Raw genomic sequence first — 23,295 nt, 5'->3', positions numbered from 1 at the left:
CTATACAGCTAGGATATAGGGATAGTATGGGGCAATAGTCTATGGGTCAAGTAAATGAAACTTTTGAAATTTTAAGTTTTGTTAAACTTTGCGTATTGATGATGATCTTCAAGTTAAATAAACATGTTGAATTGATCATTATCTCTCAGCCAATAAAAAAAGCTCAATACAATTGAGCTTTTTTTATGAGTCTTTGCGATAAAACTGAGGTTTTATCTCACATCCTGATGTAGAAACTTATCATTATTGTTTTAGGTTTCCGGAAACATCCTATTTCCTGTTATTTCTAATGTATGCTCGTCTATAGCCCGTGTATAGGCGAATAAAACGCCATTTGATGTAGGCTATGGCTTACGTGAATATCGTGTATTTATAATTAACCATAGCAACGCTACACCCACCAATAACGTAGAATATGGAAAAATACAGGTGCCGAGAAACAAATTGAGTCGATCCGATCCAGCATGCCTCCATGACCTTGAATCAATTGCCCCCAATCCTTGACACCACGATCGCGTTTAATGGCGGACATCACGAGTCCACCCAAAAAGCCAAATATACACACCACGAGTCCAATACATATTGCTTCGAAATAGGTAAAAGGTGTTAGCCATGCCATGGCTGTGCCCAAAGCAGTGGCCAATAGAATCCCTCCTAAAAGACCTTCTACCGTTTTTGATGGAGACAATATAGGGGCAACTTTATGCTTACCCCAAAGTTTGCCACAAACGTATTGAAGTACATCAGAGGCTTGCACCACCATAATCAGCCAAATCGCAAGCCAAATCGCTTCACCATCGAAGTGTTTTAATTTGAGATTGAGTAAAGCGGGGACATGGGAGATACAAAAGACTGAAATCATCAATCCCCATTGAATTTTGGCACTGCGCTCTAAAAAATGGGTGGTATCTTCTTGTTTTAAGCTTGCAATCGGGATGAGTAAAAACACGTAAAGTGGAATAAAAATAGAATATAAGCCATACCAATCGATATAAATTAAATAATATTGATAGGGGATGACAAAATAAAATGCCACCAATAATGGAAAATAGTCACCCCGTCGGGTCGGCAATAAACTGATAAATTCGCGTAATGCGAACAGTGAAACCAATGCAAACAGAACAATAAAAGCCATATTGCCGACTAAAATGGCAGCGCCAATCACAATCAGCATGACCCACCACGCATTAATTCGGGCATTTAAATTATCGATGACTGGCGAGGGTTTTGCGGCAGTTTTTCTTTTGAGGATATACCCTATGCATGATGCGAAAACCAATATTGCTGCAAAAATGCCGAATAAAACATAGGTTTGTTGCAAGTTATTGAAGCTCATTGGTTTTCTACCTGTTTAAGTTTCAGTAATTCTTGTTGGGCGTAATGTAAAAATTCTGTTTTATTGTCATGGGCGTTTAAGTTTAAAGGTGTACCAAAAATAACAGTTGAAAGTAACGGCAGGGGCACAATTGAACCCTTAGGCATGACTCTTTTTAAGTTGGAAATCCATACAGGTATCAGTTCAACATGTGGAAATTGTTGCGATAAATGATAAAGACCACTTTTGAAATTTAATAGGTCAATATCATCCTCTAGATTCCGTGTCCCTTCAGGAAAGAAAATAATGGAATACCCATCAGCCAAGACCTCTTTGACGGGTTGTAAAGGATCATTTTGATCACTGCGATTGCGGTTGATGGTGACACCTGAAAAGGTATCTTGAATCAGAAATCGACGAAAAGCATCTTTCATCCAATAATCAGATGCCGCAATCGGTCGGGTCATTCTGCGAATGTCAGTAGGAAGAGAGGACCACAGTAAGATAAAATCAATATGACTGTTGTGATTGGCATAATAGATTCTTTGCTTCCTTTCAGGCTCACAGCCTAACCAAACACTTCTAGCACCTGTCAGCAGACGTGCACTACGACGTGTTAAAAACGCAATCAATCTGCCACATGATTGCGTCAAGACATTGTTGGGTTTAATTTTATTGTTTCGATCGGCTTTTGATTCGGGTAAATTGTTCATGTTATTCCCGTTTTGATTATGCGTATTAAAATAATAAGATCACCGAGATCCATTGCAAAATGACCAGTAGAATTTGAATTTTAAAAAGCTTAAGGCAACCTCGAAAGCGGGTCGCCCAATCCCGTCCTGCTTTATCTGCTGGCATTAATTTAAAATACATTAAACTTTGATCCAATGCTTGAGTCATCTGTTCAATATTTTCAGGCTGATCATGATGGGTTTGACTGAACTGATCTAAAAGATCGGCATCGAATTGCACCCGAAATGAAATGTAGTGATGCAGCAAAGATAGCGTAATGAGGGCGATAAAAATCACATGAACAACAATACCCGTCATGGCAGTATGTAAAAGAAAATATAGGCATATCAGTAAAGCCAAATAGCCAGACCACAGCACAGAATGCGTTTGTTTGAGTAATTTAGACAGCACATAAAAATTCATCATCAGGGGGCTAAACCTTTTAATTTCAATGCATAAAGATTGATGTTTTTCAGTTGCTCATCTTTGAGCACGATCCAAGGTCTGGCGTTTTGGATGAATGTCATGGCGTCATGTGCATTTTGACAATGATGATGTTTGATCAACCATGCTGCCAAAATTGAAACACTTCTGGAGTATCCCAGCGCACAGAAAATCAGCAGTTTTGGATGCTTTAATTCAGGTTGTTGAAAATCTTGATAGAGCTGATCCAATTGTTCGACAGCATGATGGAGCTGATTGGCTTGTAATGGAATTAAATCTAGACTTGGGTAGGCTGCATAATGACCATTGCATTGAGGTTGAGGTTGAGGTTGAGTCTGAGTTATGGATGTTGAGCAAGGAAGTTCTGCACAACAATCAAAGAGAAGGGTGTATTTTTGCGCAATGCTAGGATGTGGAATTCGACCCAAATAGATTTGAAGCTGTTGATTGTCGATGAGCAATGAATCTTCGGGATGTGCTCTGGTCCAAATGCGACTATTCAACCATGCAAATAAAAAATAAGGCGCAAATAAAATCCATGCTCCTGCACTCATGTGTCCATTTGAAGTTTTCTGGAAGAAATGCGGACGCACGAGAAAATAAGCCAAGCTATCCAAAAATAAGCTGATGGCCGGGGAGTAGAGCCAAAGAAAGATCCCTTTGAATAACCCAGCAATCATGCCGAGTGCTATCGATGCCAAGAGATAATATCCCCCTAACTTTAAATGCTTGGGGGTTAAGCGTTGTAAAGAGTCTTTACTAAAAGGTGAAATCGTCTCGATAGGCAATAACCAAATACATACACCACCCACGATCAGCCCTGTCGGTAGATCAATAAAGTGATGTTGCCAAGTGGTCAGGATGGAGAGTGCAATTAAGAAAGACCAAACATCGACGATGTACTTCAAATGTGCTGGACTATGCCGACGATAAAAATCCCAAAGTATGACCAACAGTACAATATGCAAGGACGGCATTTGATTAAAGGGCTTGTCAAAGCCCATCAATACATCGAACCAGAGTCCAAAGAAACCCTGAAATTCAGGACGTTCAAAGCTAAATTTGAGCGGAAACAGGAGAAAGCAAGCAATCGAGATCAACTGTGCCAATAGCAAGCGCAGTGTATGTTGTTTTAGTTCGAATCGATTCCAACACAAGAGCAGTGAAAGCCCATAAAACAGATCAATAGACCAATACGGCACAATCGTCCATGGCCAGAGCGGAATATGCTTTTCCCAGTCAAATACGATAGAGGGCACATGGCTTAGACTCGCAGCATATTGATTGGCAAAACCATAGCTTAAAAAAAACAATGGGGCTAAAACCACTAAACACAGTAGTCCCCACTTCCAAGTTCCATGTTCTCGTTCCAAGTTTTTTAGCATCTTCAATTACACACTTTATGATTGGTTTTTATTCGAATTTGTTTGGCGCAGCAATGATCTGTTCTCGCTGAATTAAATTTTTTGTGCAACGGATACGGTAAAGATGCCGTATTCATCGATACATTGATTCACTTTTTGAAAGCCGGCTTGCTCGACCAAGGCATCCATTTCAGCCTGTGAACGCAGACGCATGACCCACGCATCTCCCTCACGATGTGAGGTCAGTGCACGTGCAATAAACGCTTGCTGAGGATGCCAGATTTGTCCGGTATAGATCAGATAGCCCCCTTGCTCCACAGCTTGACTTAGCCCATATAAGGACTGACGCAACAGATCATTGTCACTGAACAATTCATACAGCCCAGAAACCACGGCTAAAGAGGCTTTGGGTTGAATGGAGGCTAAGGATTGAGCATCAAAGGCATCTGCTTGGAAAAATTGTGCAATTGCGCTTAAACCACGTTGTTGAATAAGATCAGTGCCTGCTTTGACATTGATCTCGCTATAATCCCGGAGCACAATGGATTCAGGCGGCTGTTTTAACTGTGCCACAGCATCCAAAATATAACGACCATGCCCTGAGGCAATATCTAAAATATGCAGGGGTTTATGTTGTTGTATTTTTTCGGCATATCGAGTAAAAAGTTGCTCAATATGTTGTTTTCGGACGCGAATTCCTCGCCACCCAATGGCATTCAGATATTGTCGATCGATGATTTTACCGACAGGATTACGGCTTTCGGTTTGATTGCGATAGACAAAATCGAGGGTACTGCCTGAGTCATAGCCGGTCTTTTCTCCAATGTTTAAGCCTGTTGAGAACAGACTCCCGATTTTTAGATTGTTCTTGATCAATTGCCAAAATGCATTTTTGAGGGATTTTTCTGGCAGTGTTGCACTTAGATTTTCAGCGATTGCGCAACTTGCTCCAATTTTATCGGCATTTAACACATCGGGTGCTCGATAGGGTTGAGCAAAACATTGCAAGATAAAGCGACGTATTTTCTGCATCGCAACAATCCGATTTTTTTCTCCAAGTGTGTCATGGAAAAACCCATCTAAAATGTGAAACTCTTTTTGTGGGTGAGGGAGCTTTTGATAGAAGTCCTGTTGAGGTTGTCGGCGCACCACAAAATCTGAACCTGAACAAAGGATTTGGGTGGGTACAAAAATATGTTGTGCATCATCCACGATGCGTTTGGAAGCATCGTATAAGCCTAAAAGCATGCGAACTGAAATTGCCCGTGCAATCAGCGGGTCGGCATCATAGCTTGCTGCACGTTCAAGATCATGGGTCAGCATATTGGATTTGACATAGCTTTGAATGAAAAAATTGCCTTTGATTTTATTTAAGACCCGTAAACCGGGTTCTGCAAAGGGCACATACAATTTAATGTCGAAGGCAGGTGAGGCAAGACAAAGCGCACGGATTTTGGGGGCATAATCATGTACCCAAGTTGCAGCCATGACAGCCCCGACACTTTGGCCAATTATCGCTAGATTTTCAGACTGAATGCCATATTGCTCTTGAATGTGTTGTACAAAAGCTTGAATGTCTTTCACACAGGCTGAAAAGCTCGGTGCATCGCCACGTTCACCGGGTGACTGTCCATGCCCCCGTGCATCCCAAGCAAAAAAATCAAAATCCGGTAGATTTAACTCTTCAACCAAATGAAGCATTCGACCTGAATGTTCATGCCCGCGATGAAAGACTAAAATGGCTTTTTTATCGGATGTGCTTTGAGCATGGTGAGATTGATCATGGTTGGATTGATCTTGTTTGAATGGGGTTGGAGTTGCTGTGTGCTTGGATGCCCAATGTTGATAAAACAATTTGGTTTGATCGTGGGTGACAAAGGTGTGCTGTGTATTGTGATGCATGTGAGATTCTCATTCTTATGTCATTAGCCTTAAACTGCTTAAGGTCATTATTTTTAAAATTGGGTTTTGAATTTTTATTCATATCTTCTATTCATAGCAGCGGATCAAAATACGCTGATATCAATACACGACATTCAGTCGGTACAATTTTGTCGCATTCATTTAATCAAGTTATGCGCGTCAGCCAAGCTATTTTTAATTCGATTATACAGGGTAGAACACAATAGTAAGCTAATGATGGCAAAGATCGTATTGATGATATCGCTAAGCATCGTTTCATTGGCTGAGAAATAGGGGAAGATCATGATTATGATCACCACCACACTAAAGCAAAACGCACGGTCACTTTTGCCCATCGGACCGTCATAACGACGTGCTTGACCAATTAGAGGTGCCATGGCACCAGCATATTCAGACAAATTGGCCAAAAAAGCCACTGCTAAAAGTAACTGTGGCTGAATAAAACCAAAACACATGAGGCAGCTATAAAGCGCCGTATCCGAAATCACATCACATAGCTCATTGTAATAAGCCCCTAAATGCGATTGCTGACCGAACTCACGTGCCAACATACCATCAACCGCATTGAATGCCATTCTGATTAACATCCATATCGGGAAGATCAACAACCACAGTGAAGGTGCATGATGTTGATAATAAAAATAAATAAAGCCCGCCACAGCCAAAGAAATTAACATGGCAAACAGTGTCACCATATTGGCGGTGATGCCGAGGCTAAACAGTCTTTGGACCCATGGGCGGAGTAGATTTTGAAAGGCAGGTTTCAATTGATAAATGGATGGCATTGTTATCATTTTTATTTATATTTGATTTAATTTTAAGCAAATTTGAATGGCTTGTACAATCAAATAAATAGCCTAAGCAAATTAACAAGTTTTGAGAAAGGGCATATAATTCAACATGTTCGAAAATCATGAAAGATAGTGAAATGACTCCAGCATGTAAAGTTTTGAAAAGTAATAAAATTGAATATTCCATTCACGAATATGAGCATGATGCCAATGCCAAAAGTTTTGGATTAGAAGCGGCTGAAAAACTGAATCTGAAACTTGAAGAAGTGTTTAAGACATTAATGGTCACAGATGACAAAAATTACTTCGTGGCTGTACTACCGGTCAATCACCAGTTGAATCTGAAAAAAGTAGCAGCAGCATTTGGCTGTAAAAAACTGCAGATGGCAGATCCAAAAATCGCAGAACGTTTGTCTGGTTATTTGGTGGGGGGGATCAGTCCAGTGGGGCAAAAAAAACGCCTGAAAACGGTGATTGATGCAAGTGCAGAATCTTTGAGCAAAATGTATGTCAGTGGCGGTAAACGCGGTTTGGATATTGGTCTAAAACCTCAAGATTTGGCACAGGTGCTGTCTGCTCAATTTGTAGATGTATTGGATTAATCGTAACCAGCATTCAATGCTTAAATTGGATATTATTAGATCTCTAGCTACAGTCGAAAATGTTCAAAATTAAATAATAAAATGAAGATGGAAAGGTTCCTTTTCACTTTGCGAGATGGGCAGGATGAGGAAAATTTTCATATAAATCCTCTCCCTTGCGTACTCCGAATATATTCTGAGGATACTCATCTCCTTTAAAAGGAGAGGGGATTTCCATTATGAATTAAATCGTGGTTAAAATTTGATTTATGCAAGAAGTCTATTAATGTTCTTTCAAAAATTAAAAAAATGGAAATAGAAGCACAATCTAAATGATCAATGAAATTTCCTTCTCCCTCTGGGATGAGAAGCACTGCTTCGCAAGAGGATGAGGGTACTTTAAACTAAAAATAACCTCTCCTTAGCCCTCTCCTAAAAGGAGTGGGAATATTCATTATTAAATTTTAATAGGGTGAAAATTATTTAATGAAAGAAGTTTATGGATTGAAGTCTTAAAAATAAATGTGTTTAGGGTTTAATGTGGCCCTTTAACTCCTTTCTAAGCCTTAATGCGTACATTAAGGCTTATTTTTTATATGGATATTTTATAGGGAAACCGAATCCTGAAATCAAAGCTCATCTATTTAAACCATTTCTGATTTAGCGCTTAGCTTTATCAATAAAAATAATATGAATCATTAAAATGATCAAAAATAGTCACTTAAAGATTCTTATCGTATTGATTAACCAATCTTCACAAAAGTGCAAATATAAATAATAACGATTATCATTAACATGAACTTTGCGTTGGCCAACGCGTATCTAATAATGATCAAACGGACATAAGATTTCACAGGAAATCTCAAGAAGAGGATATGGTCAGATGAAAGAGCTTGCCAATCGACTGGCGATGCAACATCTAGTCAATGCATATGCTCAAGAAACGGGTCAAGCCACGTTACTTGAAAAATATCAACAAAACTCGACTCAAATTTCGTTTAGCCAAGGCTTGACGTTGTTATCGATTTCACTTGACCACTTAAAAGGTCAAGTTTTAGTTCCACTTTCTTATGTGAGTTTGGTGGGCAGACATCGCATTGCGGCTCTGCCAAATATATGGATTAAAGGTCATTTACATTCATTTAGTTCAGTAACCCTCGCAAGTTTATTGTTGGAAGAACTGCTACAAAACACAGTGAGAACCCTAGACTCAGCCTCTCTATTAGAGCGTTGGATTCAAAGTCGTGAGGCACTTGCACACTTTTTAAATGAGCGAAAACATGATTTTAATCAGATGAGAGGTGTTGAGCAAAATTTTATTGAAACTGAACAATCCTTAATCTGTGGTCACAGTATGCATCCTGCGCCAAAAAGTCGGACTGGTTTCATACACGATGATTGGAAAAAATATTCACCTGAAACAAAAGCTAAAGTCCAATTAAATTTTTGGTTGGTTTCATCTGAATATGTGGCTGAAGATTCTGCCTTAATGCAATCTGAATGCATCGCATCAGATACACCATCCAATCATTCTTCAAAATCTTCTCAACAAACAACATATCTTGAAATTTCAGAGCAACTAAAAACCGAGCTTCAACAAGTCCTGTCTGAAGGTGAGTTGAAATTATTCGCACAATATCCGAATTATAAACTTGTCCCGCTTCATCCTTGGCAAGCACGTTATTTACAATCTCAGACTTGGTTTAAAGCACTGAAACAACAGGATCATTTAATTGATTTAGGTGAGCTGGGGTGGCAGTTGTCCCCAACAACCTCTGTTCGCACCTTAGCGAGTTTTGATGCGCCGTGGCAATTCAAACCGTCATTGTCAGTTATGGTGACCAACTCAGTCCGCGTTAATTTAGAAAAAGAAGGTCATCGTGGTGTGATGACGTATAAGCTGTGGCATAGCCCTTTGGGTCAACAGATTTTACAGCAATGTCCAAGCTTGAAAGCACTTAATGATCCGGCTTGGATGTCATTAAAAATAGACGGACAATTGATCAATGAAAGCCTATGCATTTTTAGAGAACAACCTTTTCATTCGACCCAACAAATCACCTGTATTGCTTCCTTATGTGAAGATCATTTAACCCAACCGATCAATCGTTTTAATGCGCTGTTTCAGCATATTGAAAAAGATCAAGGTATTCAGCAGGCTTCAAAAGGGCAGAAATCCGAGATTGCCTTGTCGTGGTTTCAGCGATTTTTAGAGATCAGTCTCGATCCGATGATGTGTCTCTATCATCGCTATGGCATGGCGTTTGAATCGCATCAACAAAATGTGCTGGTGGAACTGGAACACGGTATGCCAAAACACCTGTGGCTACGTGACAATCAAGGGTTTTATTATATTGAAGAATTGGCACACGACATTTTAGTGGCATTCCCCGAATTAAGCGATAAAGCGCATGCGGTGGGAACACAAGCCTTTGTCGATGAGCGTTTTAGTTATTATTTCTTTGGCAATACTTTATTTGGCATCATCAATGCGATTGGCGTTACAGGCTATATAACTGAACAGCGCTTAATTCATGCCTTACAAGAAAAACTTAAATCACTGTTGCTGGAATATCCTGAAAGCACACTATTACACGGGTTACTGTATAAGGACACCTTGCCCTATAAAGGCAATTTATTGACCCGTCTGTATGAATTGGATGAACTGACTGCACCGGTGTCAGAGCAGTCGGTCTATATTCAATTGGCTAATCCATTACAGATACAACACCAGGATGTGGCCTATGCTTGATTTTATTGCGATTGGACTTGGCCCATTTAATTTAAGTTTGGCCAGTCTGCTACACGCCAAAACGTCTCTAAATTATTTATTTTTTGAGCAGAAAGCACAATTTGATTGGCATGCGGGTATGCAACTTCCCAATACCGTGTTGCAAGTGCCCTTTATGGCAGATTTGGTTTCGATGGTTGATCCGACCAGTCCCTTTGGTTTTTTAAACTATTTAAAACAGCAACAACGCCTGTACAAGTTTTATTTTTTAGAACAAGCGCATATTCCACGCCGTGAATATAACCATTATTGCCAATGGGTGGCAGATCAGTTGGATTCGATTCAATACTTATCCACTGTGATTGCGGTCATTCCCAAAGAGCTTGGTTTTGAAGTCACGGTTGAACAAGCTGGTATTTTAAACCGCTATCGTTGCCGAAATTTGGTTTTAGGTTCAGGCAATGTGGCAAATTTACCTGAATGCTTAGAACAGGTGCAGCAGCAGTATCCCGAGCGCTGTATGCATTCCGCAGCATACTTAAATGTAGTCGAAAAATCAGATCAAATGCTCAAGGGCAATGTGGTGGTCTTGGGCTCAGGGCAATCGGCCGCAGAAGTATTCCAAGATTTATTTGATCGTCAATTTCAGCATGATCAAATGCAGTTGCCACAGTTTAACTTGCATTGGTTGACACGGTCGCAGGGTTTTTTCCCAATGGAATATAGCCCTCTAGGACTCGAACATTTTAGTCCAGATTATGCACAGCATTTTTATCGCTTGGATGCATCGTGCAAGCAGGCTCAATTGCAACAGCAGGGACTGCTCTATAAAGGGATTAGTGGCAAAAATATCACTGCCATTTATGAAAAATTATACAACCGCAGTATTGCCAATACACCGCCTGCAACGCATTTACACAGTCAATCTCAATTGGTTAATGCAATTCCGCAATTGGATACCCGTATTCGCTTGGTGTTTGAGCATAAGCTCACTCAACAACAGTTTTATCTGGATGCTGACGTCGTGGTGGCTGCAACCGGATACCGGACTCCGAAATTTGAATTTTTAAAACCGCTAGAACAGTGGATCGAACAAGACCATCAAGGGCATTGGAAAATCAGTCAGGATTACCGAGTAACTTATAGTGGCTATGGCGAAATTTATGTTCAAAATCAAGAGATGCACAGTCATGGTGTGGTGACACCCGACTTAGGCATGGGGGCTTATCGAGCTGCGATCATAGCCAATCAACTGGCAGGATTTGAACTCTATGAAATATCAGGTCAATCGCAATGTTTTCAGCATTTCGAACCTGATCATAATCCGCATGTACAGATGATTGCCGCGCTGGATTCACAAAAACATCAACACGATCAATCTTCGCAACCATCGCCACACGATCGAACCGATCAAAATTCTCAACCCTATCAACCCTCGCAACACGAGCGAGAAAAACAGGGCAAGCACGCACTGGCATCGGATGCAAAAAAGATCTGCATGTTGCGTGACGCATCTGAAACCCAATTCTTAAAAAATCACAGTTCGACTGTGCGCTATGAGAAAAGCATATGACTTTCGCAACATTACAAATTAATCAACAGCAGTGGCGAGCGGCAGGGCAACGCTTAATTGAAATGGCAATTGCAGAGTTTTTGTATGAGGAAATCATTCAAGTTGAACACTTGAGTGAAAATCGTTTCGAACTGAAATTGGCAGATCGATGTTATCAGTTTGAGGGCTACCAATATTTACTCGGGCATTGGCAGATCCAATCAGGTTCTGTACGCGATATGACCGCAGGCACTGAAGCGGTTGCTTGGAATTTACATCATTTTATTGCTGCATTTTCTGAGCAAGCACAAGTGAAAGCTTTTACACGTGCCTACTTAATCAAGGAGATGAACAATACATGGTTGGCTGAAGCGCATTTATTTGATCCAAAACGTTTGCCTAGCCAAGCCGTGTTGACTGCACCGCACCATCAAATTGAAGGCATGCTCCGAGGTCACCCTTGGTTAATCATGAGTAAAGGTCGGATGGGATTTGGCTATGATGATTATTTAAATGCCGCACCTGAGCTTTCACCTGAAGTCAAAGTACTTTGGCTGGCGGTACATCGTGATTTAGCGCAGTACCGGTCTACAAATGAGTGGCATGCACAAGCCTTATATCAGCATGAATTTGACCCATCCGAATTACAGCAGTTTGAGCAAGTGTTACAAGACAAACAGGTTAATACCCATGATTATTTTTTGATTCCTGTACATGATTGGCAATGGAATCAATGGTTGGTGGCGACCTATGCCAATGAAATAGTCGATCAGCGCATCATTGAACTCGGCATGAGTCATGACGCTTATATCCCGATGCAATCGATTCGTACCTTGTGTAATACAACACAAGCACAACGTCATTATATTAAGTTACCGGTGAGTATTTTTAATACAGCCGTTTATCGTGGATTGCCCTCTAAACGTAATTTAGCTGCACCTGTAGTGACCCAATGGTTAAAACAGATACATGTGCAAGATCATGACCTGCAAAAGTCAGGGGTGATTTTCTTGGGTGAAGTGGCAAGCCTTACCATTCAGCAACCCTGTTTTGATCAGATTGAGAGTGCGCCGTATCAATTTAAAGAGTTGTTTGGTTGTTTATGGCGTGAAAGTGTCGATGCTTATGTAAAGCCACATCAACAGGTGTTGTCGCAAGCCGCATTACTGCATGTCGATCTCGACGGAAACTCAGTCCTTAAAACTCTGATTGAGGCATCAGGTTTGGATCCATTGGCTTGGTTACGCTGTTTTGCCGATGTTTGTATTCATCCCTTATTGATTTGCTTATACAAATACGGTTTGGCTTTTTCTCCACATGGTGAAAACAGCATGCTGGTGCATGAACAGGGTCTGCCTAAAGCCATGGTGCTCAAAGACTTTGTCGATGATATCAATTTGGTCGATGAAGATTTCCCTGAGTTAAAAAATTTACCAGCGGAAGCTGATCTTTTGCTTCGACACCCAGCCCAAGAACTGAGTCATTTTATTTTCACAGGATTATTTATGGTGCATTACCGTTATATCTGTAATGTATTTCTTAAAGAATATTCGCAGCATCGTGAAATTGAGTTTTGGCAGACCATTTCAGAGAGTATTGAAGCTTTACATCAAGCACATCCTGAACTGTCACAGCGCATCGCTAAATTTGACATTTTTAGAGCAAAATTTGACAAAATTTGTCTGAATCGGGTCCGTCTATTTACCACCAGTTATAACGATGAAGCTGAACGCCCAGTGCCAGTGTTCTTAGATCCTATATTTAATCCTGTCAGCCCCGATACTTTAAAAATTTGGCGTAATAGAACCCAATACGCAGATCAATATCACATTCAAAACAGTGCGCATGCGGCAGATACCGATCAAATTCACAAAGATGAATCTTCACCTGATTTTCAAGGCACTTTAAGTGCTTAAGACAGCGAATTAATCCTTATTTAAACCCGAATGAAGAGCAAAACATATGACGACTTTATCTCAGCAACTCCCTGATTTTTATCCATACCATGAGAATGAGACGCAATATTATTTACGTCAGGTGCAATATCCGCAAGATATTCCACTTTTACACCAGTGGATGAATGAACCGCACGTGATAAAGCAGTGGCAATTGAATAAATCTGAACTGGAACTAACGGTCTATTACGACAAGATGTTGGCGGATGATCATCAACGCTTATTGATTGTGGGTGTAAATGGTCAAGATGTAGGTTATACCGAAATTTATGAAGGCAAGCGTGATCGAATTGGGCGTTATTACAAAGGCGATGATTTAGATCTCGGTTGGCATTTATTGTTCGGTGAAAAATCAGTATTTGGCAAAGGTTATTTAAGACCTGTGATGCGTCTATTGAGTTTTTACATTTTTGAACATGCCGCTTCAGCAAAAATCGTGGGCGAGCCTGATCATACCGTTAAGCCCTATGCCAAAGTGGTTGAGGAGCTGTGTTATGAGCCACAAGGGCTGATTCCGATGCCGGAAAAAACTGCCATGTTGTATTACTGCTACCGTGAAGCTTTTTACCAAAAATTTGCTGACTACCTCGCTCAATCCAATGCCTATGCCCAAACATTAGCATCACAGCAAGGCATAAAAGGAGCAACTATTGAGGCGCTAGCATGAGCTACGTTGCCACGCATATGCAAATTATGGACATGCGCTTTTCTGGGCAGGTCAGTATCGCCGAGTTTGAACTGTGGCTGACGCAAGTTGAAAGACTGTTACTAAAAAAACAGCACTTTGTTTTGGTCATGCACAGCGCTGTGGGCACCACATTCCCTGAAGAATACCGCCAGCTACAAGCGGTTTGGTATAAAACATATAAGCAACTTTTCTTTCAATATTGTCTAGGTCTGGTGCGCATTGCACAGGATCGACACGATCAACAACGTCTCAATTCACCAGCTCTGCATGCTGCATGGCGGGTACCGTATTACGTGACCCTCAACAATGCTGATGCGTTGCAATGGGCCGTACAGAGGTGGCTATGTCCAACTTAAATCCTTCATCCGTGACATCGTCAACGGCGCCGCTCAAAACCGTCACCACATTAGGTCTCAGCGTGGTGGTGGTGCTGTACTTGGCACATGCTCTACCGCTGTATTTTTATAATGTGGCTTTACCTGCCATTCTCCGCTCTCAAGGGGTCGATTTGCGTTGGATTGGCATGTTGTCTTTGTTGTATATCCCGTGGGCATTTAAGTTCTTTTGGGCGCCGTTGATTGATCGTTTTTATATCAAAGCCCTCGGTAAACGCAAAACTTGGTTATTGCTGACACAAATGGCTTTGGTCTTCGGTGTTTTGGTTTTAGCGTGGACGCAGTTTGATTATGGCTTGACCGAATTTGTCGTCGTAGGGTTATGGATTTCCAGTTTTGCAGCAACCCAAGACATTGCCATCGATGGCTATACGGTTGAGGCATTCAATGAATCTGAATATCGACTCGGCAGTATGGCACAAAGTATGGGCGTGGCACTCGGTAGTATGATCGGGGGCGCGGTCACGCTATGGCTGTACCAATATTATGGTTGGAAAGTGGCACTGACCAGTTTGGCAGTGATGACTGCTTTAACCATGCTCGCGGTTTTTAAAATTCAAGAAAAGCCGATATCAGATCAAACCACACATGAACGTCCGAGCTTAATTCGTGCCTTTAAACGTAAAGACATGCTGTGGGCATTATTGTTGATCGTGGTCTATCGTGTGGTTGAAGCACCGGCTATGGCGATGCTTAATCCCATGCTCATCGATCTAAAATGGTCCTTATCACAAATCGGCATCTTAATGTCAGTGGTCGGGGCAGGAGTGGGCTTGGTGGCAGCGGTCAGCGCTGCATATTTACTCAAAAAAGTCCAAGCCACGCGATTGCTGTTATGGGCAGGTTGGTGTCGAACAGCCTTGTATGCATTATTAGGCGCTGCGATTTTATTGGGTTGGCTTACGCAATGGCATTTGCTGTTAGGGCTGTTTGTGGTGGCTTTATTGGCGATTCGCTATATCGCCATGACCTCCCTTTATGCTTACTTCATGCAGACCAGTTCCAAAAAACAGGCGGGAACAGATTTCACCATTTTGGTGTGTTTTGAGCTGTTGGTGTATTTCATTGGCGGTGCCAGTTCAGGCTTTCTCGCCAAGTCACTCGGTTATGGCAACTTTTATGTGGTGCTCACCATTGCATCCCTACTCAGTGTGATTTTGAGTCAACTGATTATCTCCCAAATCCAAAAAAATGTCTCAGTGCAGCATCCATCCCTCAATCCCTAATGTCTCAATACAACATCGATCAAAATGAGTAGTTAAAAAATGACAAGATCAAATCAAAAAAAAGCCATACAACAGCTCAAAAAAACTTTCAAAGTACATCGTTCATTTACCCATTTGAAAAAGCCGATGCAACTCAGTCTATTGAGTTTGGCCATTTCAACGCAACTGTATGCACGAGAGCCACAGCCTGAAAATGACATATCATCAACTTCTACTGCGACAGCCTCAAATAATAAGGCCACTCAGTTATCTGCGATTGTGACCACAGCCACCCGTTCTGCCAAAAGCATTGCTGATATTGCAGGGACGGTGTATCGCATTGATCGTGAAGAGATTGAAAAGCAAGCCAATGCTGGAAAAAGCACCTCAGATATTTTAGGTTTACTTGTGCCATCTTTAACCGCAGGCAGTGGTACAACCTCCAATTATGGCATGACCATGCGTGGGCGGGTGGTGCAATACATGATTGATGGCGTACCGCAAACCGGTTATCGCGATGGTTCACGTCAGTTGAACAGTATCAGTCCTGCCATGATCGAGCGGATTGAGGTGGTATCCGGTGCAAGCAGTATCTACGGTTCAGGCGCAACCGGCGGGATTATCAATATCATCACCAAACAAGGCGGTGAAGACCCGCTGAATTTTGAAACCAAGCTCGGTATTACCTCAGGCAGCAACGTCAAATCTGATGCAATGGCCTATGAAGCCTCGCAAACCCTATCCTTTAATCAAGGTGCGCTGAAAGGCAGTTTAGGTGCAAGTTATGCCAAACGCGGGGAATTTCAAGACAGTCATGGTGATCGAGTCGGTCCTGAAGTCGCACAAACTGATCGTCAAGACACTGATACATTGGATGTCAATGGTCGTGTCAAATGGTCAATCAGTGATACTCAAAGTCTAAGTGTGGGCACACAGTATTTTAATGATGAACAAGACAGTGATTATGGGCCAGATTATGGAAGCAATTTGGCGGTTTTGTTCGGTGCCAAACCTTCGCAAAACGCCATTCTAGGCTTACAGCTGAAGGATCAACCGAAAACTGAACGCTATAGCGTGAACACCCAATATGAAAATAGTGACCTCTTGGGACACAGCTTAAATGCTGAGGCTTATTATCGTAATGAGTTGGCACGTTATTATCCCTCAGTCAGCGGTTTAGCGCATAGTGCATTGCCACAATCAACCTATTTGGTCTATCAATCCGAAACCGATATTGATGTATGGGGTGCACGACTGGCTTTGCAAAAAGACGTTGATTTAAATGGTCGAAAACTCGGTCTGACTTATGGGGTGGATTATGAAAATGAAACCGATCAAGCCAGCATTCGTCAATACGATTTAAACACCTTTATGCAAAGTAATGGCTTAAATTACAGTCCACAAAAACGTTATTCATTTGGACCGGATGTAGAAACCGACAAATTGGGTTTCTTTGTACAGAGTCAATTCGATTTGAGTGATCGTATTGGGCTACAAGCCGGGATTCGCCATGAACGTGTGCAAAGTGAGGTCAGTCAGTCGACCCCATACTCTGAGCAAATTGTCGCAGATGGCGTTGCTGGCTATGATCCAAAACCATTAAATGGCGGTAAAATCAAACATGATGCGACATTATTTAATATCGGTGGGGTCTATCACCTAAGCGATGCGCAACAGCTGTTCGCCAATTTTTCACAAGGCTCTAACTTGCCGGATGTACAGCGCATGTTACGTGATGTGCCTGCAGGTTTTGCGGTGAACAGTCAGTCGATTGATCCGATTAAAGTCAACAGTTATGAATTGGGTTGGCGTACCCAGTCCGATCGTGGTCTGAATGCAGGATTAACGGCTTTCTACAATGACTCAGATAAAAGCCTGAAATTTGGTCGTCCTAATTTCACCATTGATGTGGTCGACACCGATGAACGGGTTTATGGGGTCGAGGGCAATGCATCCTATCAACTCAGTAAAGATTGGACGGTCGGGGGAACGCTGGCCTATACCCGAGGACAATTTAAAAATAGCTTAAATAAATGGCAAGAATTGGATGCGATTCGGGTCGCGCCTTTAAAAGGGACGGCCTATTCAGAGTGGCAATTTGATGACAATAAAAGCCTAAGAGTCCAAGCCTTAGCGATTGCAGGGACGGACAAAGCCGCCAAAGATGCACAAGCGTTTAACAGTAGCGTTGTCGCTGCACAAAGACAGGTCGTGCCTGCTGAAATTAAAGGTTTTGTGACCATGGATGTAATTGCCAATGCCAAAGTCGGACCGGGAACGCTGGGGCTAGGGATTTATAATGCATGGAATACCGATTATAAGTCCGTCTATAGTCAGTCGGTTGAAACGGTCTATGGCCCGATTTCCAGTCTATCTGCGCAAGGTCGAACCTATGGTTTGAGCTATAGCTTCAAATACTAAACACAATTTTAAGGGGAGCATTGCTCCCTTTTTTAAGTTGCATCTTTTTATTGATGTTTCTTAAAAATGGACAGAGTGAAACTGCTGTATGACGCGCAATCAACATATTTTTAGCCTCGCCAGTTTGGTCAATGGCATCAGCTTTTCCATGATTTTACCTTTACTGGCACCGATTATTCGGCAGTTAAAGTTGTCTGAATTACAAGGTGGGGCAATGGTCTCAGCAGGTGCACTATGGATGGCGATTGCAGCGCTATATATTTCAAAACATCCTGCCAAATACAGTGTTTATCAACTGCTTATGCTTGGCTTTGTGGGAATGACACTGACTTGGACACTGTTTTCAGGGGTACTACTATATAGCCTCAATAGCACACTTGGCATCATGAGTGTTTTCCTAGGGTTGCTCGTGGCGCGCGCCAGTACTGGCGTTTTTATGGCCATGCCACAAATCGCCTTACAAAGCTATGTGATGACTGCTTTCAATGCAGAGCACACCCGAAGCCAAGCCATGGCAAAATTCGGTGCTCTAAATAGTCTAGGCATCGTTATAGGGCCTTTTCTGACCACAGTTTTTTTGATTGGAGGTTTGCAAACCCCACTCTGGATTGCGGTTTCACTGCTGGCTGTAGTGACGATTTTGATTGTGTTCTGCTATGAACATCAGGATCAAACGCAAGACCTAACCCTTGTTTCAAGCGAGCCCTCAACAGGTGTGATACCACAGGATCAGTTAAGCCCGATAAAAGATGCTGTACCACAAACCGATCATCCAAATATAGCAAATGCTAAAGCTTCAATCCGAAAGATGCTGTTTTGGTTGAGTCTTGGCTTTTATCTGTATGTGGCTATTGTCACCTTAAATTTAACCGCAGGCTTTTATCTGCAAGATCATTTTCAAATAAGCATCCAAGACAGTGCAATGTATTTTTCACAATGTTCACTGATCGTCGGAATCAGTATGGTGTGTATGCAAGTGTTGATTGCGCGTTATTTAACATGGTCGCTGTATCGATTATTGGGTGTCGGAATTTTAGCGATGGCAATGGGGCTGATCATTAGTATCAGCACGGATCAGTTGCGGATTTTCCAATCCTGTTATCTGTTCTATGGCATCGCCGTGGCGTGTTTGATGCCGGCCTTTAGCACAGGGGCAGCAGCGCAAGCCCCACAACATATGCAAACTCAAGTCGCCAGTTGGTGTACCGCCACCCAAGCCTTGAGTTTCGTCATCGGTCCACTGATCAGTACAGGGTTGTACCAATGGCATAGCACATTACCTTATGGCTTACTCATCATCGGCTTAATCGCATTAACAGCGTATGCCTGGCGTGAAAAATATCTAGCTACTCAGCGCAATATCCACCCACACAGTTTGAATGAAACCTCAGTTGATCATCATGCTGTACACGAAAACTCACGCTGATGCATCAGCCCAAGATGAAAAGCGAGATCAAACGAGGAGAAATGTGTATCAGATTGACTCAACTCGACCCTAGTAATGACATAAATTGAAGAAAAATGAGCGTTTTAGACTTTGCTCCTATGCAAAGCGTAGGATATTTCATGTTTTAATAGCACTCCATTTTCGCTCGTGAATAGAATGTGTTTTTAAAACCTGACACCTTGGTGATTCCCACGCAAGCGCATGATTATCCGGAGTGGCATCGTGGTCGTCAGCACTATGCACTGTGGTATTTAGAGCTGCATGATCCAGCGCTGTTCAGCTATTTGAATGATTTGCGCCACCAGTGTTCAGACCTTTTGTTTCAGCCCAACACACGTCAGTTTCATATTACGCTGTTCATTTGCGGATTTTATACAGAACAAACCCCAATCTTTGATGATGATTTCTCTCAGCGTCAGTTCAAGAACCAGATTCAACACCTAGACACGCATAAACTGACTCAATTTAAGCTAAAAACCGGTCGAATTAACAGTTTTGACAGTGCGCTATTTGTAGAAGTAGAAGATTCAGAACAGATGCTCAGTCAGATTCGATCGATTTTCTCAGCGGATACGCAAGAAATCGCACCGCTGAGTTATTGTCCGCATATTACGCTCGGTTTGTATCAGCATGAGATGCTGAGTCAGCGTATTTTTGAGCGAATTGAGGCGATGCCACAACAACAGTTTGAATTTGAGGTACACCAGCTCACCTTTGGCATTTATCAAGCGCAACAGTTACAAGGTCCTTTGACTGAACTTTATCACTATCCATTGAGGTCATTATGATTGAACTGATTTTGGGCGGTGCACGCTCCGGCAAAAGTCGCTTGGCAGAACAACATGCGATTCAATCGGGTCGATTGGTCAGCTACGTTGCCACGGCGCAAGCGCATGATGATGAAATGCGTGCACGTATTGGGCATCATCAACAGCAACGACCGATTGACTGGACTTTGGTGGAAGAACCGCTGTATTTGGCTGAATGCTTAGAACAGTTAGATCAAGAACAGCATTTGATCTTGGTGGATTGTTTGACTTTGTGGATGAGTAATTTACTTATCCATGATGAGTCAGCCCTGCAAGCGACTGAATGTCAAAAGCTACTAGAGGTATTAAAAAAATTAAAGTCCGATGTCATTTTAGTCAGCAATGAAACCGGCTTAGGTGTAGTGCCAATGGGGCAGTTGAGTCGAAAATTTGTCGATGAATCGGGAAGACTTCATCAGCAATTGGGACAAATTGCCGATAGCGTTATATTTTGTGTTGCGGGATTTCCCATGACCTTAAAAGGAGAGAAACAATGAATTGGTGGTTAGCGTCATGCAAAGTCCCGAGTATCGAGGCAAAACAAGCGGCGACTGAACGCCAACTACAATTGACTAAGCCGACCGGTTCATTGTCTGAACTTGAAAATACAGCAATCACCTTGGCAAGTTTGCAAAACACGCCACGGCCCAATGTTGATGCACCTTGGATTAGCATTTTTGCCGGTGATCATGGGGTCATGGAAGAGAATATCTCGGCTTACCCGCAAGCGGTCACCCGCCAAATGTTGCAAAATTTCACCACTGGCGGTGCCTGTATCAGTGTGATTGCCAAAGAATATAATGCGCACTTACAGGTGATTGATTGTGGTTCAGTCGGCGATACTTATGAATATGCTGGGGTTGAGCGTCATTGTATTGCCCCAGGAACAGCGAATTTTGCTAAAACCGTAGCCATGACTGAAGCTCAATGTGCAGCAGCTATGTCACTGGGTGCTAAAAGTGTAGAAGATGCGGTGGCAAAAGGTGCTTCGATCTATGTGGCAGGAGAAATGGGCATTGGTAATACCTGTTCAGCTTCTGCTGTGGCGTGTTTTTTATTAAATGAACCAGCGGAACAACTCACCGGTGTGGGCACAGGTATTCGTCAAGAACAACTGAGTCATAAAAAACAGGTGATTGATCAAGCAATTGCATTGCATCAAGACTATGTGGCTCAAGATCCATTTAAAGCTTTATGTGCAGTAGGTGGCTTAGAAATTGCGGCCATGACCGGTGCTTATATTCGTTGTGCGCAACTCGGTTTAGCGATGGTGGTGGACGGCTTTATCAGTACGGTTTCTGCCTTAGTCGCTGTGCGCTTAAATCCTGCGGTACGTGAATGGATGCTATTTGGTCATCAGTCAGCAGAATATGGTCATCGCCGCTTACTGGCTGAACTTAAAGCTGAACCTTTGTTGAAACTCAATTTAAGGCTCGGTGAAGGCAGTGGTGCAGGGGCAGCATTGGGGGTGATTAAACTGGCATGCAGTCTACACAATCACATGGCGACCTTTGCCGAAGCGGCTGTGATTGGTGATAAAGTCTGAATGGCAAAGGGATAATAAAGATGTATCAGATTGATCTACTTCGCCATGGAGAAACCACGCTGAGTCATACCTTGCGAGGCTCTACCGATGATGCTTTGACGGAACTCGGTTGGCAACAAATGCATGTTACGGTAGATCAGTCGATACAACAGCATCATATTTCGTGGGATGTGATTTTTAGCTCACCCTTACAGCGTTGTCGACTATTTGCTGAATCTATGGCAGCACAACGACAACTTCCTCTGTTTTTGGATGCGTCGCTTCAAGAAATGCATTTTGGTGACTGGGAGGGGATTTCCACCGCTGAGATTTATGCAAAATCGCCTGATTTATTGGCGCAGTTTTGGGAGCAGCCCACCTTCTATACACCCCCAAATGCGGAAAGCTTAGCTCATTTTAAACATCGTGTTGGCACAGCCTTAGCGCACATGCAACAGACGATGCATCAACATCAATTCAAATCGGCTTTGGTGGTCACGCATGGTGGGGTGATTAAATTACTCAAATGTTTAGCTGAAAACCAACCTTTAGATAAGATCCTCAGTATGTCAGCCGAGTTGGGACAATTGAATCGATTCCTATTGAGTGATGAACGAGGGATTCGCCTGTTGGAGCAACAACCATGATGCCATTTTGGATTGCATTGCAGTTTTTAAGCACCTTGCCTGTACAGCTTAAACGTATGCCGACCCCCAAAGAAAATGCGCAATCCTTGTTGTTTTATCCGATCATCGGTCTATTGATGGGCTTGGTTTTATTTGGAATCGTGACGCTTTTACATGCACTGCCGATGATTCTGCTGACGGTCATGGTGAGTGTGCTATGGATTTGGATGAGCGGAGGCTTACATCTCGATGGACTGGCGGATACTGCAGATGCTTGGGTAGGCGGTTTTGGCGATGCTGAACGCACCTTAAACATTATGAAAGATCCGAGCTGTGGTCCAATTGGGGTGTTGAGTTTGATCATGGTATGTATGATCAAGTTTGTAAGTGTTTATATCATCTTGCAACAACAGCAAAGTTTGGCCTTGATTTTATTTCCCATCTTAGGCCGACTGTGTCCTTTGTTCCTATTTCTAAGCACAAATTATGTGCGTCAAAAAGGTTTGGGTACAGCGATGGGGGAACATCTCCCTAAAATGTGGGCCAGTATCATGATCATTGCCGGCTTGCTGATGTGTCTGATCTTTTCTTGGGTTGGTATATTCACGGCGATGATCGCTATGTTCAGCTTAGTCTATTTAAGGCATAAATTTATTCAGCGTATTGGTGGGATTACAGGGGATACGGTAGGCGCCAGTATCGAGATCATAGAAGCGGTATCGATTTTTTCATTTGCCTGTGTATTGTTTTATTAAGTTAATTCCAGTTTTGTCCGTATAAAAATATAAAAC

At 42.3% G+C, this 23,295-nt stretch carries 19 protein-coding genes and 1 pseudogene; 14 read left to right on the top strand and 6 right to left on the bottom strand.

Annotated features, from left to right (window positions below; all coding sequences use genetic code 11):
- Positions 1-391: 391 nt before the first annotated feature.
- The 6 genes from G8D99_RS09045 to G8D99_RS09020 all read right to left on the bottom strand — a co-directional run bounded on the left by G8D99_RS09045 (position 392) and on the right by G8D99_RS09020 (position 6,563).
- Complete coding sequence (locus G8D99_RS09045) at positions 392-1,336, bottom strand: phosphatidate cytidylyltransferase (protein WP_166324765.1); 945 nt, start codon at positions 1,334-1,336, stop codon at positions 392-394.
- Entirely contained in the window at positions 1,333-2,028 is a 696-nt protein-coding gene (locus G8D99_RS09040) for a lysophospholipid acyltransferase family protein (protein ID WP_166324762.1), read from the bottom strand. Before G8D99_RS09040 ends, G8D99_RS09045 begins: the two co-directional genes overlap by 4 nt.
- 25 nt (positions 2,029-2,053) lie before the next feature.
- Positions 2,054-2,473 carry a hypothetical protein gene (locus G8D99_RS09035; RefSeq protein WP_166324759.1) on the bottom strand — a complete coding sequence of 140 codons (420 nt, stop codon included), beginning with the start codon at positions 2,471-2,473 and terminating at the stop codon, positions 2,054-2,056.
- Positions 2,473-3,876 (bottom strand): phosphatase PAP2/dual specificity phosphatase family protein, encoded by a 1,404-nt coding sequence (locus G8D99_RS09030; RefSeq protein ID WP_166324756.1) that lies wholly within the window; start codon positions 3,874-3,876, stop codon positions 2,473-2,475. Before G8D99_RS09030 ends, G8D99_RS09035 begins: the two co-directional genes overlap by 1 nt.
- A 72-nt stretch (positions 3,877-3,948) precedes the next feature.
- Complete coding sequence (locus G8D99_RS09025; RefSeq protein WP_166324753.1) at positions 3,949-5,757, bottom strand: bifunctional alpha/beta hydrolase/class I SAM-dependent methyltransferase; 1,809 nt, start codon at positions 5,755-5,757, stop codon at positions 3,949-3,951.
- 158 nt (positions 5,758-5,915) lie between these two features.
- Positions 5,916-6,563 (bottom strand): CDP-alcohol phosphatidyltransferase family protein, encoded by a 648-nt coding sequence (locus tag G8D99_RS09020; protein ID WP_166324750.1) that lies wholly within the window; start codon positions 6,561-6,563, stop codon positions 5,916-5,918.
- Between the two features lie 143 nt (positions 6,564-6,706).
- Between G8D99_RS09020 and ybaK the strand changes: the two genes are divergently transcribed.
- The 14 genes and pseudogenes from ybaK to G8D99_RS08950 all read left to right on the top strand — a co-directional run bounded on the left by ybaK (position 6,707) and on the right by G8D99_RS08950 (position 23,259).
- Positions 6,707-7,171 carry a Cys-tRNA(Pro) deacylase gene (gene ybaK, locus G8D99_RS09015; RefSeq protein WP_166327663.1) on the top strand — a complete coding sequence of 155 codons (465 nt, stop codon included), beginning with the start codon at positions 6,707-6,709 and terminating at the stop codon, positions 7,169-7,171.
- An 862-nt stretch (positions 7,172-8,033) separates the two neighbouring features.
- The gene (locus tag G8D99_RS09010; RefSeq protein WP_166324747.1) at positions 8,034-9,902 is read left to right on the top strand and encodes an IucA/IucC family protein; all 1,869 of its coding nucleotides are present in this window, start codon (positions 8,034-8,036) and stop codon (positions 9,900-9,902) included.
- Positions 9,895-11,454: a lysine N(6)-hydroxylase/L-ornithine N(5)-oxygenase family protein gene (locus G8D99_RS09005; RefSeq protein WP_166324744.1), complete on the top strand. Its 1,560-nt coding sequence runs from the start codon at positions 9,895-9,897 to the stop codon at positions 11,452-11,454. The genes G8D99_RS09010 and G8D99_RS09005 overlap by 8 nt, the downstream gene beginning before the upstream one ends.
- A pseudogene (locus G8D99_RS09000) lies at positions 11,451-13,250 on the top strand (IucA/IucC family protein); the annotation flags it as partial. The gene G8D99_RS09005 and the pseudogene G8D99_RS09000, both read left to right, overlap by 4 nt.
- A gap of 145 nt (positions 13,251-13,395) precedes the next feature.
- On the top strand, positions 13,396-14,055 hold the full coding sequence (locus tag G8D99_RS08995; protein WP_166324738.1) for a GNAT family N-acetyltransferase: 660 nt from the start codon (positions 13,396-13,398) through the stop codon (positions 14,053-14,055).
- Positions 14,052-14,432 carry a hypothetical protein gene (locus tag G8D99_RS08990; RefSeq protein ID WP_166324735.1) on the top strand — a complete coding sequence of 127 codons (381 nt, stop codon included), beginning with the start codon at positions 14,052-14,054 and terminating at the stop codon, positions 14,430-14,432. The genes G8D99_RS08995 and G8D99_RS08990 overlap by 4 nt, the downstream gene beginning before the upstream one ends.
- Complete coding sequence (locus G8D99_RS08985) at positions 14,420-15,697, top strand: MFS transporter (RefSeq protein WP_166327661.1); 1,278 nt, start codon at positions 14,420-14,422, stop codon at positions 15,695-15,697. Before G8D99_RS08990 ends, G8D99_RS08985 begins: the two co-directional genes overlap by 13 nt.
- A gap of 126 nt (positions 15,698-15,823) precedes the next feature.
- Positions 15,824-18,097 (top strand): TonB-dependent receptor, encoded by a 2,274-nt coding sequence (locus G8D99_RS08980; RefSeq protein WP_166327659.1) that lies wholly within the window; start codon positions 15,824-15,826, stop codon positions 18,095-18,097.
- A gap of 88 nt (positions 18,098-18,185) precedes the next feature.
- The gene (locus G8D99_RS08975; protein ID WP_166324732.1) at positions 18,186-19,523 is read left to right on the top strand and encodes an MFS transporter; all 1,338 of its coding nucleotides are present in this window, start codon (positions 18,186-18,188) and stop codon (positions 19,521-19,523) included.
- A gap of 179 nt (positions 19,524-19,702) precedes the next feature.
- Complete coding sequence (locus tag G8D99_RS08970; protein WP_166324729.1) at positions 19,703-20,332, top strand: 2'-5' RNA ligase family protein; 630 nt, start codon at positions 19,703-19,705, stop codon at positions 20,330-20,332.
- Positions 20,329-20,850: a bifunctional adenosylcobinamide kinase/adenosylcobinamide-phosphate guanylyltransferase gene (gene cobU, locus G8D99_RS08965; RefSeq protein WP_166324726.1), complete on the top strand. Its 522-nt coding sequence runs from the start codon at positions 20,329-20,331 to the stop codon at positions 20,848-20,850. Before G8D99_RS08970 ends, cobU begins: the two co-directional genes overlap by 4 nt.
- Complete coding sequence (gene cobT, locus G8D99_RS08960) at positions 20,847-21,899, top strand: nicotinate-nucleotide--dimethylbenzimidazole phosphoribosyltransferase (protein WP_166324723.1); 1,053 nt, start codon at positions 20,847-20,849, stop codon at positions 21,897-21,899. The genes cobU and cobT overlap by 4 nt, the downstream gene beginning before the upstream one ends.
- A gap of 20 nt (positions 21,900-21,919) precedes the next feature.
- Positions 21,920-22,525 carry a histidine phosphatase family protein gene (locus G8D99_RS08955; protein WP_166324719.1) on the top strand — a complete coding sequence of 202 codons (606 nt, stop codon included), beginning with the start codon at positions 21,920-21,922 and terminating at the stop codon, positions 22,523-22,525.
- Positions 22,522-23,259, top strand: coding sequence for an adenosylcobinamide-GDP ribazoletransferase (locus G8D99_RS08950; RefSeq protein ID WP_166324716.1), 738 nt, complete (start codon positions 22,522-22,524; stop codon positions 23,257-23,259). The genes G8D99_RS08955 and G8D99_RS08950 overlap by 4 nt, the downstream gene beginning before the upstream one ends.
- Positions 23,260-23,295: the final 36 nt, after the last annotated feature.

Source organism: Acinetobacter lanii (assembly GCF_011578285.1).
Classification (GTDB): domain Bacteria; phylum Pseudomonadota; class Gammaproteobacteria; order Pseudomonadales; family Moraxellaceae; genus Acinetobacter; species Acinetobacter lanii.
The sequence above is the reverse complement of the archived record's forward strand: the minus strand, read 5'-3'. Positions and strand labels throughout refer to the sequence as shown.

Coding starts and splice junctions, on each gene's coding strand:
- G8D99_RS09045 (WP_166324765.1), bottom strand. CDS start 1,336: ATGAGCTTCAATAACTTGCAACAAACCTATGTTTTATTCGGCATTTTT.
- G8D99_RS09040 (WP_166324762.1), bottom strand. CDS start 2,028: ATGAACAATTTACCCGAATCAAAAGCCGATCGAAACAATAAAATTAAA.
- G8D99_RS09035 (WP_166324759.1), bottom strand. CDS start 2,473: ATGATGAATTTTTATGTGCTGTCTAAATTACTCAAACAAACGCATTCT.
- G8D99_RS09030 (WP_166324756.1), bottom strand. CDS start 3,876: ATGCTAAAAAACTTGGAACGAGAACATGGAACTTGGAAGTGGGGACTA.
- G8D99_RS09025 (WP_166324753.1), bottom strand. CDS start 5,757: ATGCATCACAATACACAGCACACCTTTGTCACCCACGATCAAACCAAA.
- G8D99_RS09020 (WP_166324750.1), bottom strand. CDS start 6,563: ATGCCATCCATTTATCAATTGAAACCTGCCTTTCAAAATCTACTCCGC.
- ybaK (WP_166327663.1), top strand. CDS start 6,707: ATGACTCCAGCATGTAAAGTTTTGAAAAGTAATAAAATTGAATATTCC.
- G8D99_RS09010 (WP_166324747.1), top strand. CDS start 8,034: ATGAAAGAGCTTGCCAATCGACTGGCGATGCAACATCTAGTCAATGCA.
- G8D99_RS09005 (WP_166324744.1), top strand. CDS start 9,895: ATGCTTGATTTTATTGCGATTGGACTTGGCCCATTTAATTTAAGTTTG.
- G8D99_RS08995 (WP_166324738.1), top strand. CDS start 13,396: ATGACGACTTTATCTCAGCAACTCCCTGATTTTTATCCATACCATGAG.
- G8D99_RS08990 (WP_166324735.1), top strand. CDS start 14,052: ATGAGCTACGTTGCCACGCATATGCAAATTATGGACATGCGCTTTTCT.
- G8D99_RS08985 (WP_166327661.1), top strand. CDS start 14,420: ATGTCCAACTTAAATCCTTCATCCGTGACATCGTCAACGGCGCCGCTC.
- G8D99_RS08980 (WP_166327659.1), top strand. CDS start 15,824: ATGCAACTCAGTCTATTGAGTTTGGCCATTTCAACGCAACTGTATGCA.
- G8D99_RS08975 (WP_166324732.1), top strand. CDS start 18,186: ATGACGCGCAATCAACATATTTTTAGCCTCGCCAGTTTGGTCAATGGC.
- cobU (WP_166324726.1), top strand. CDS start 20,329: ATGATTGAACTGATTTTGGGCGGTGCACGCTCCGGCAAAAGTCGCTTG.
- cobT (WP_166324723.1), top strand. CDS start 20,847: ATGAATTGGTGGTTAGCGTCATGCAAAGTCCCGAGTATCGAGGCAAAA.
- G8D99_RS08955 (WP_166324719.1), top strand. CDS start 21,920: ATGTATCAGATTGATCTACTTCGCCATGGAGAAACCACGCTGAGTCAT.
- G8D99_RS08950 (WP_166324716.1), top strand. CDS start 22,522: ATGATGCCATTTTGGATTGCATTGCAGTTTTTAAGCACCTTGCCTGTA.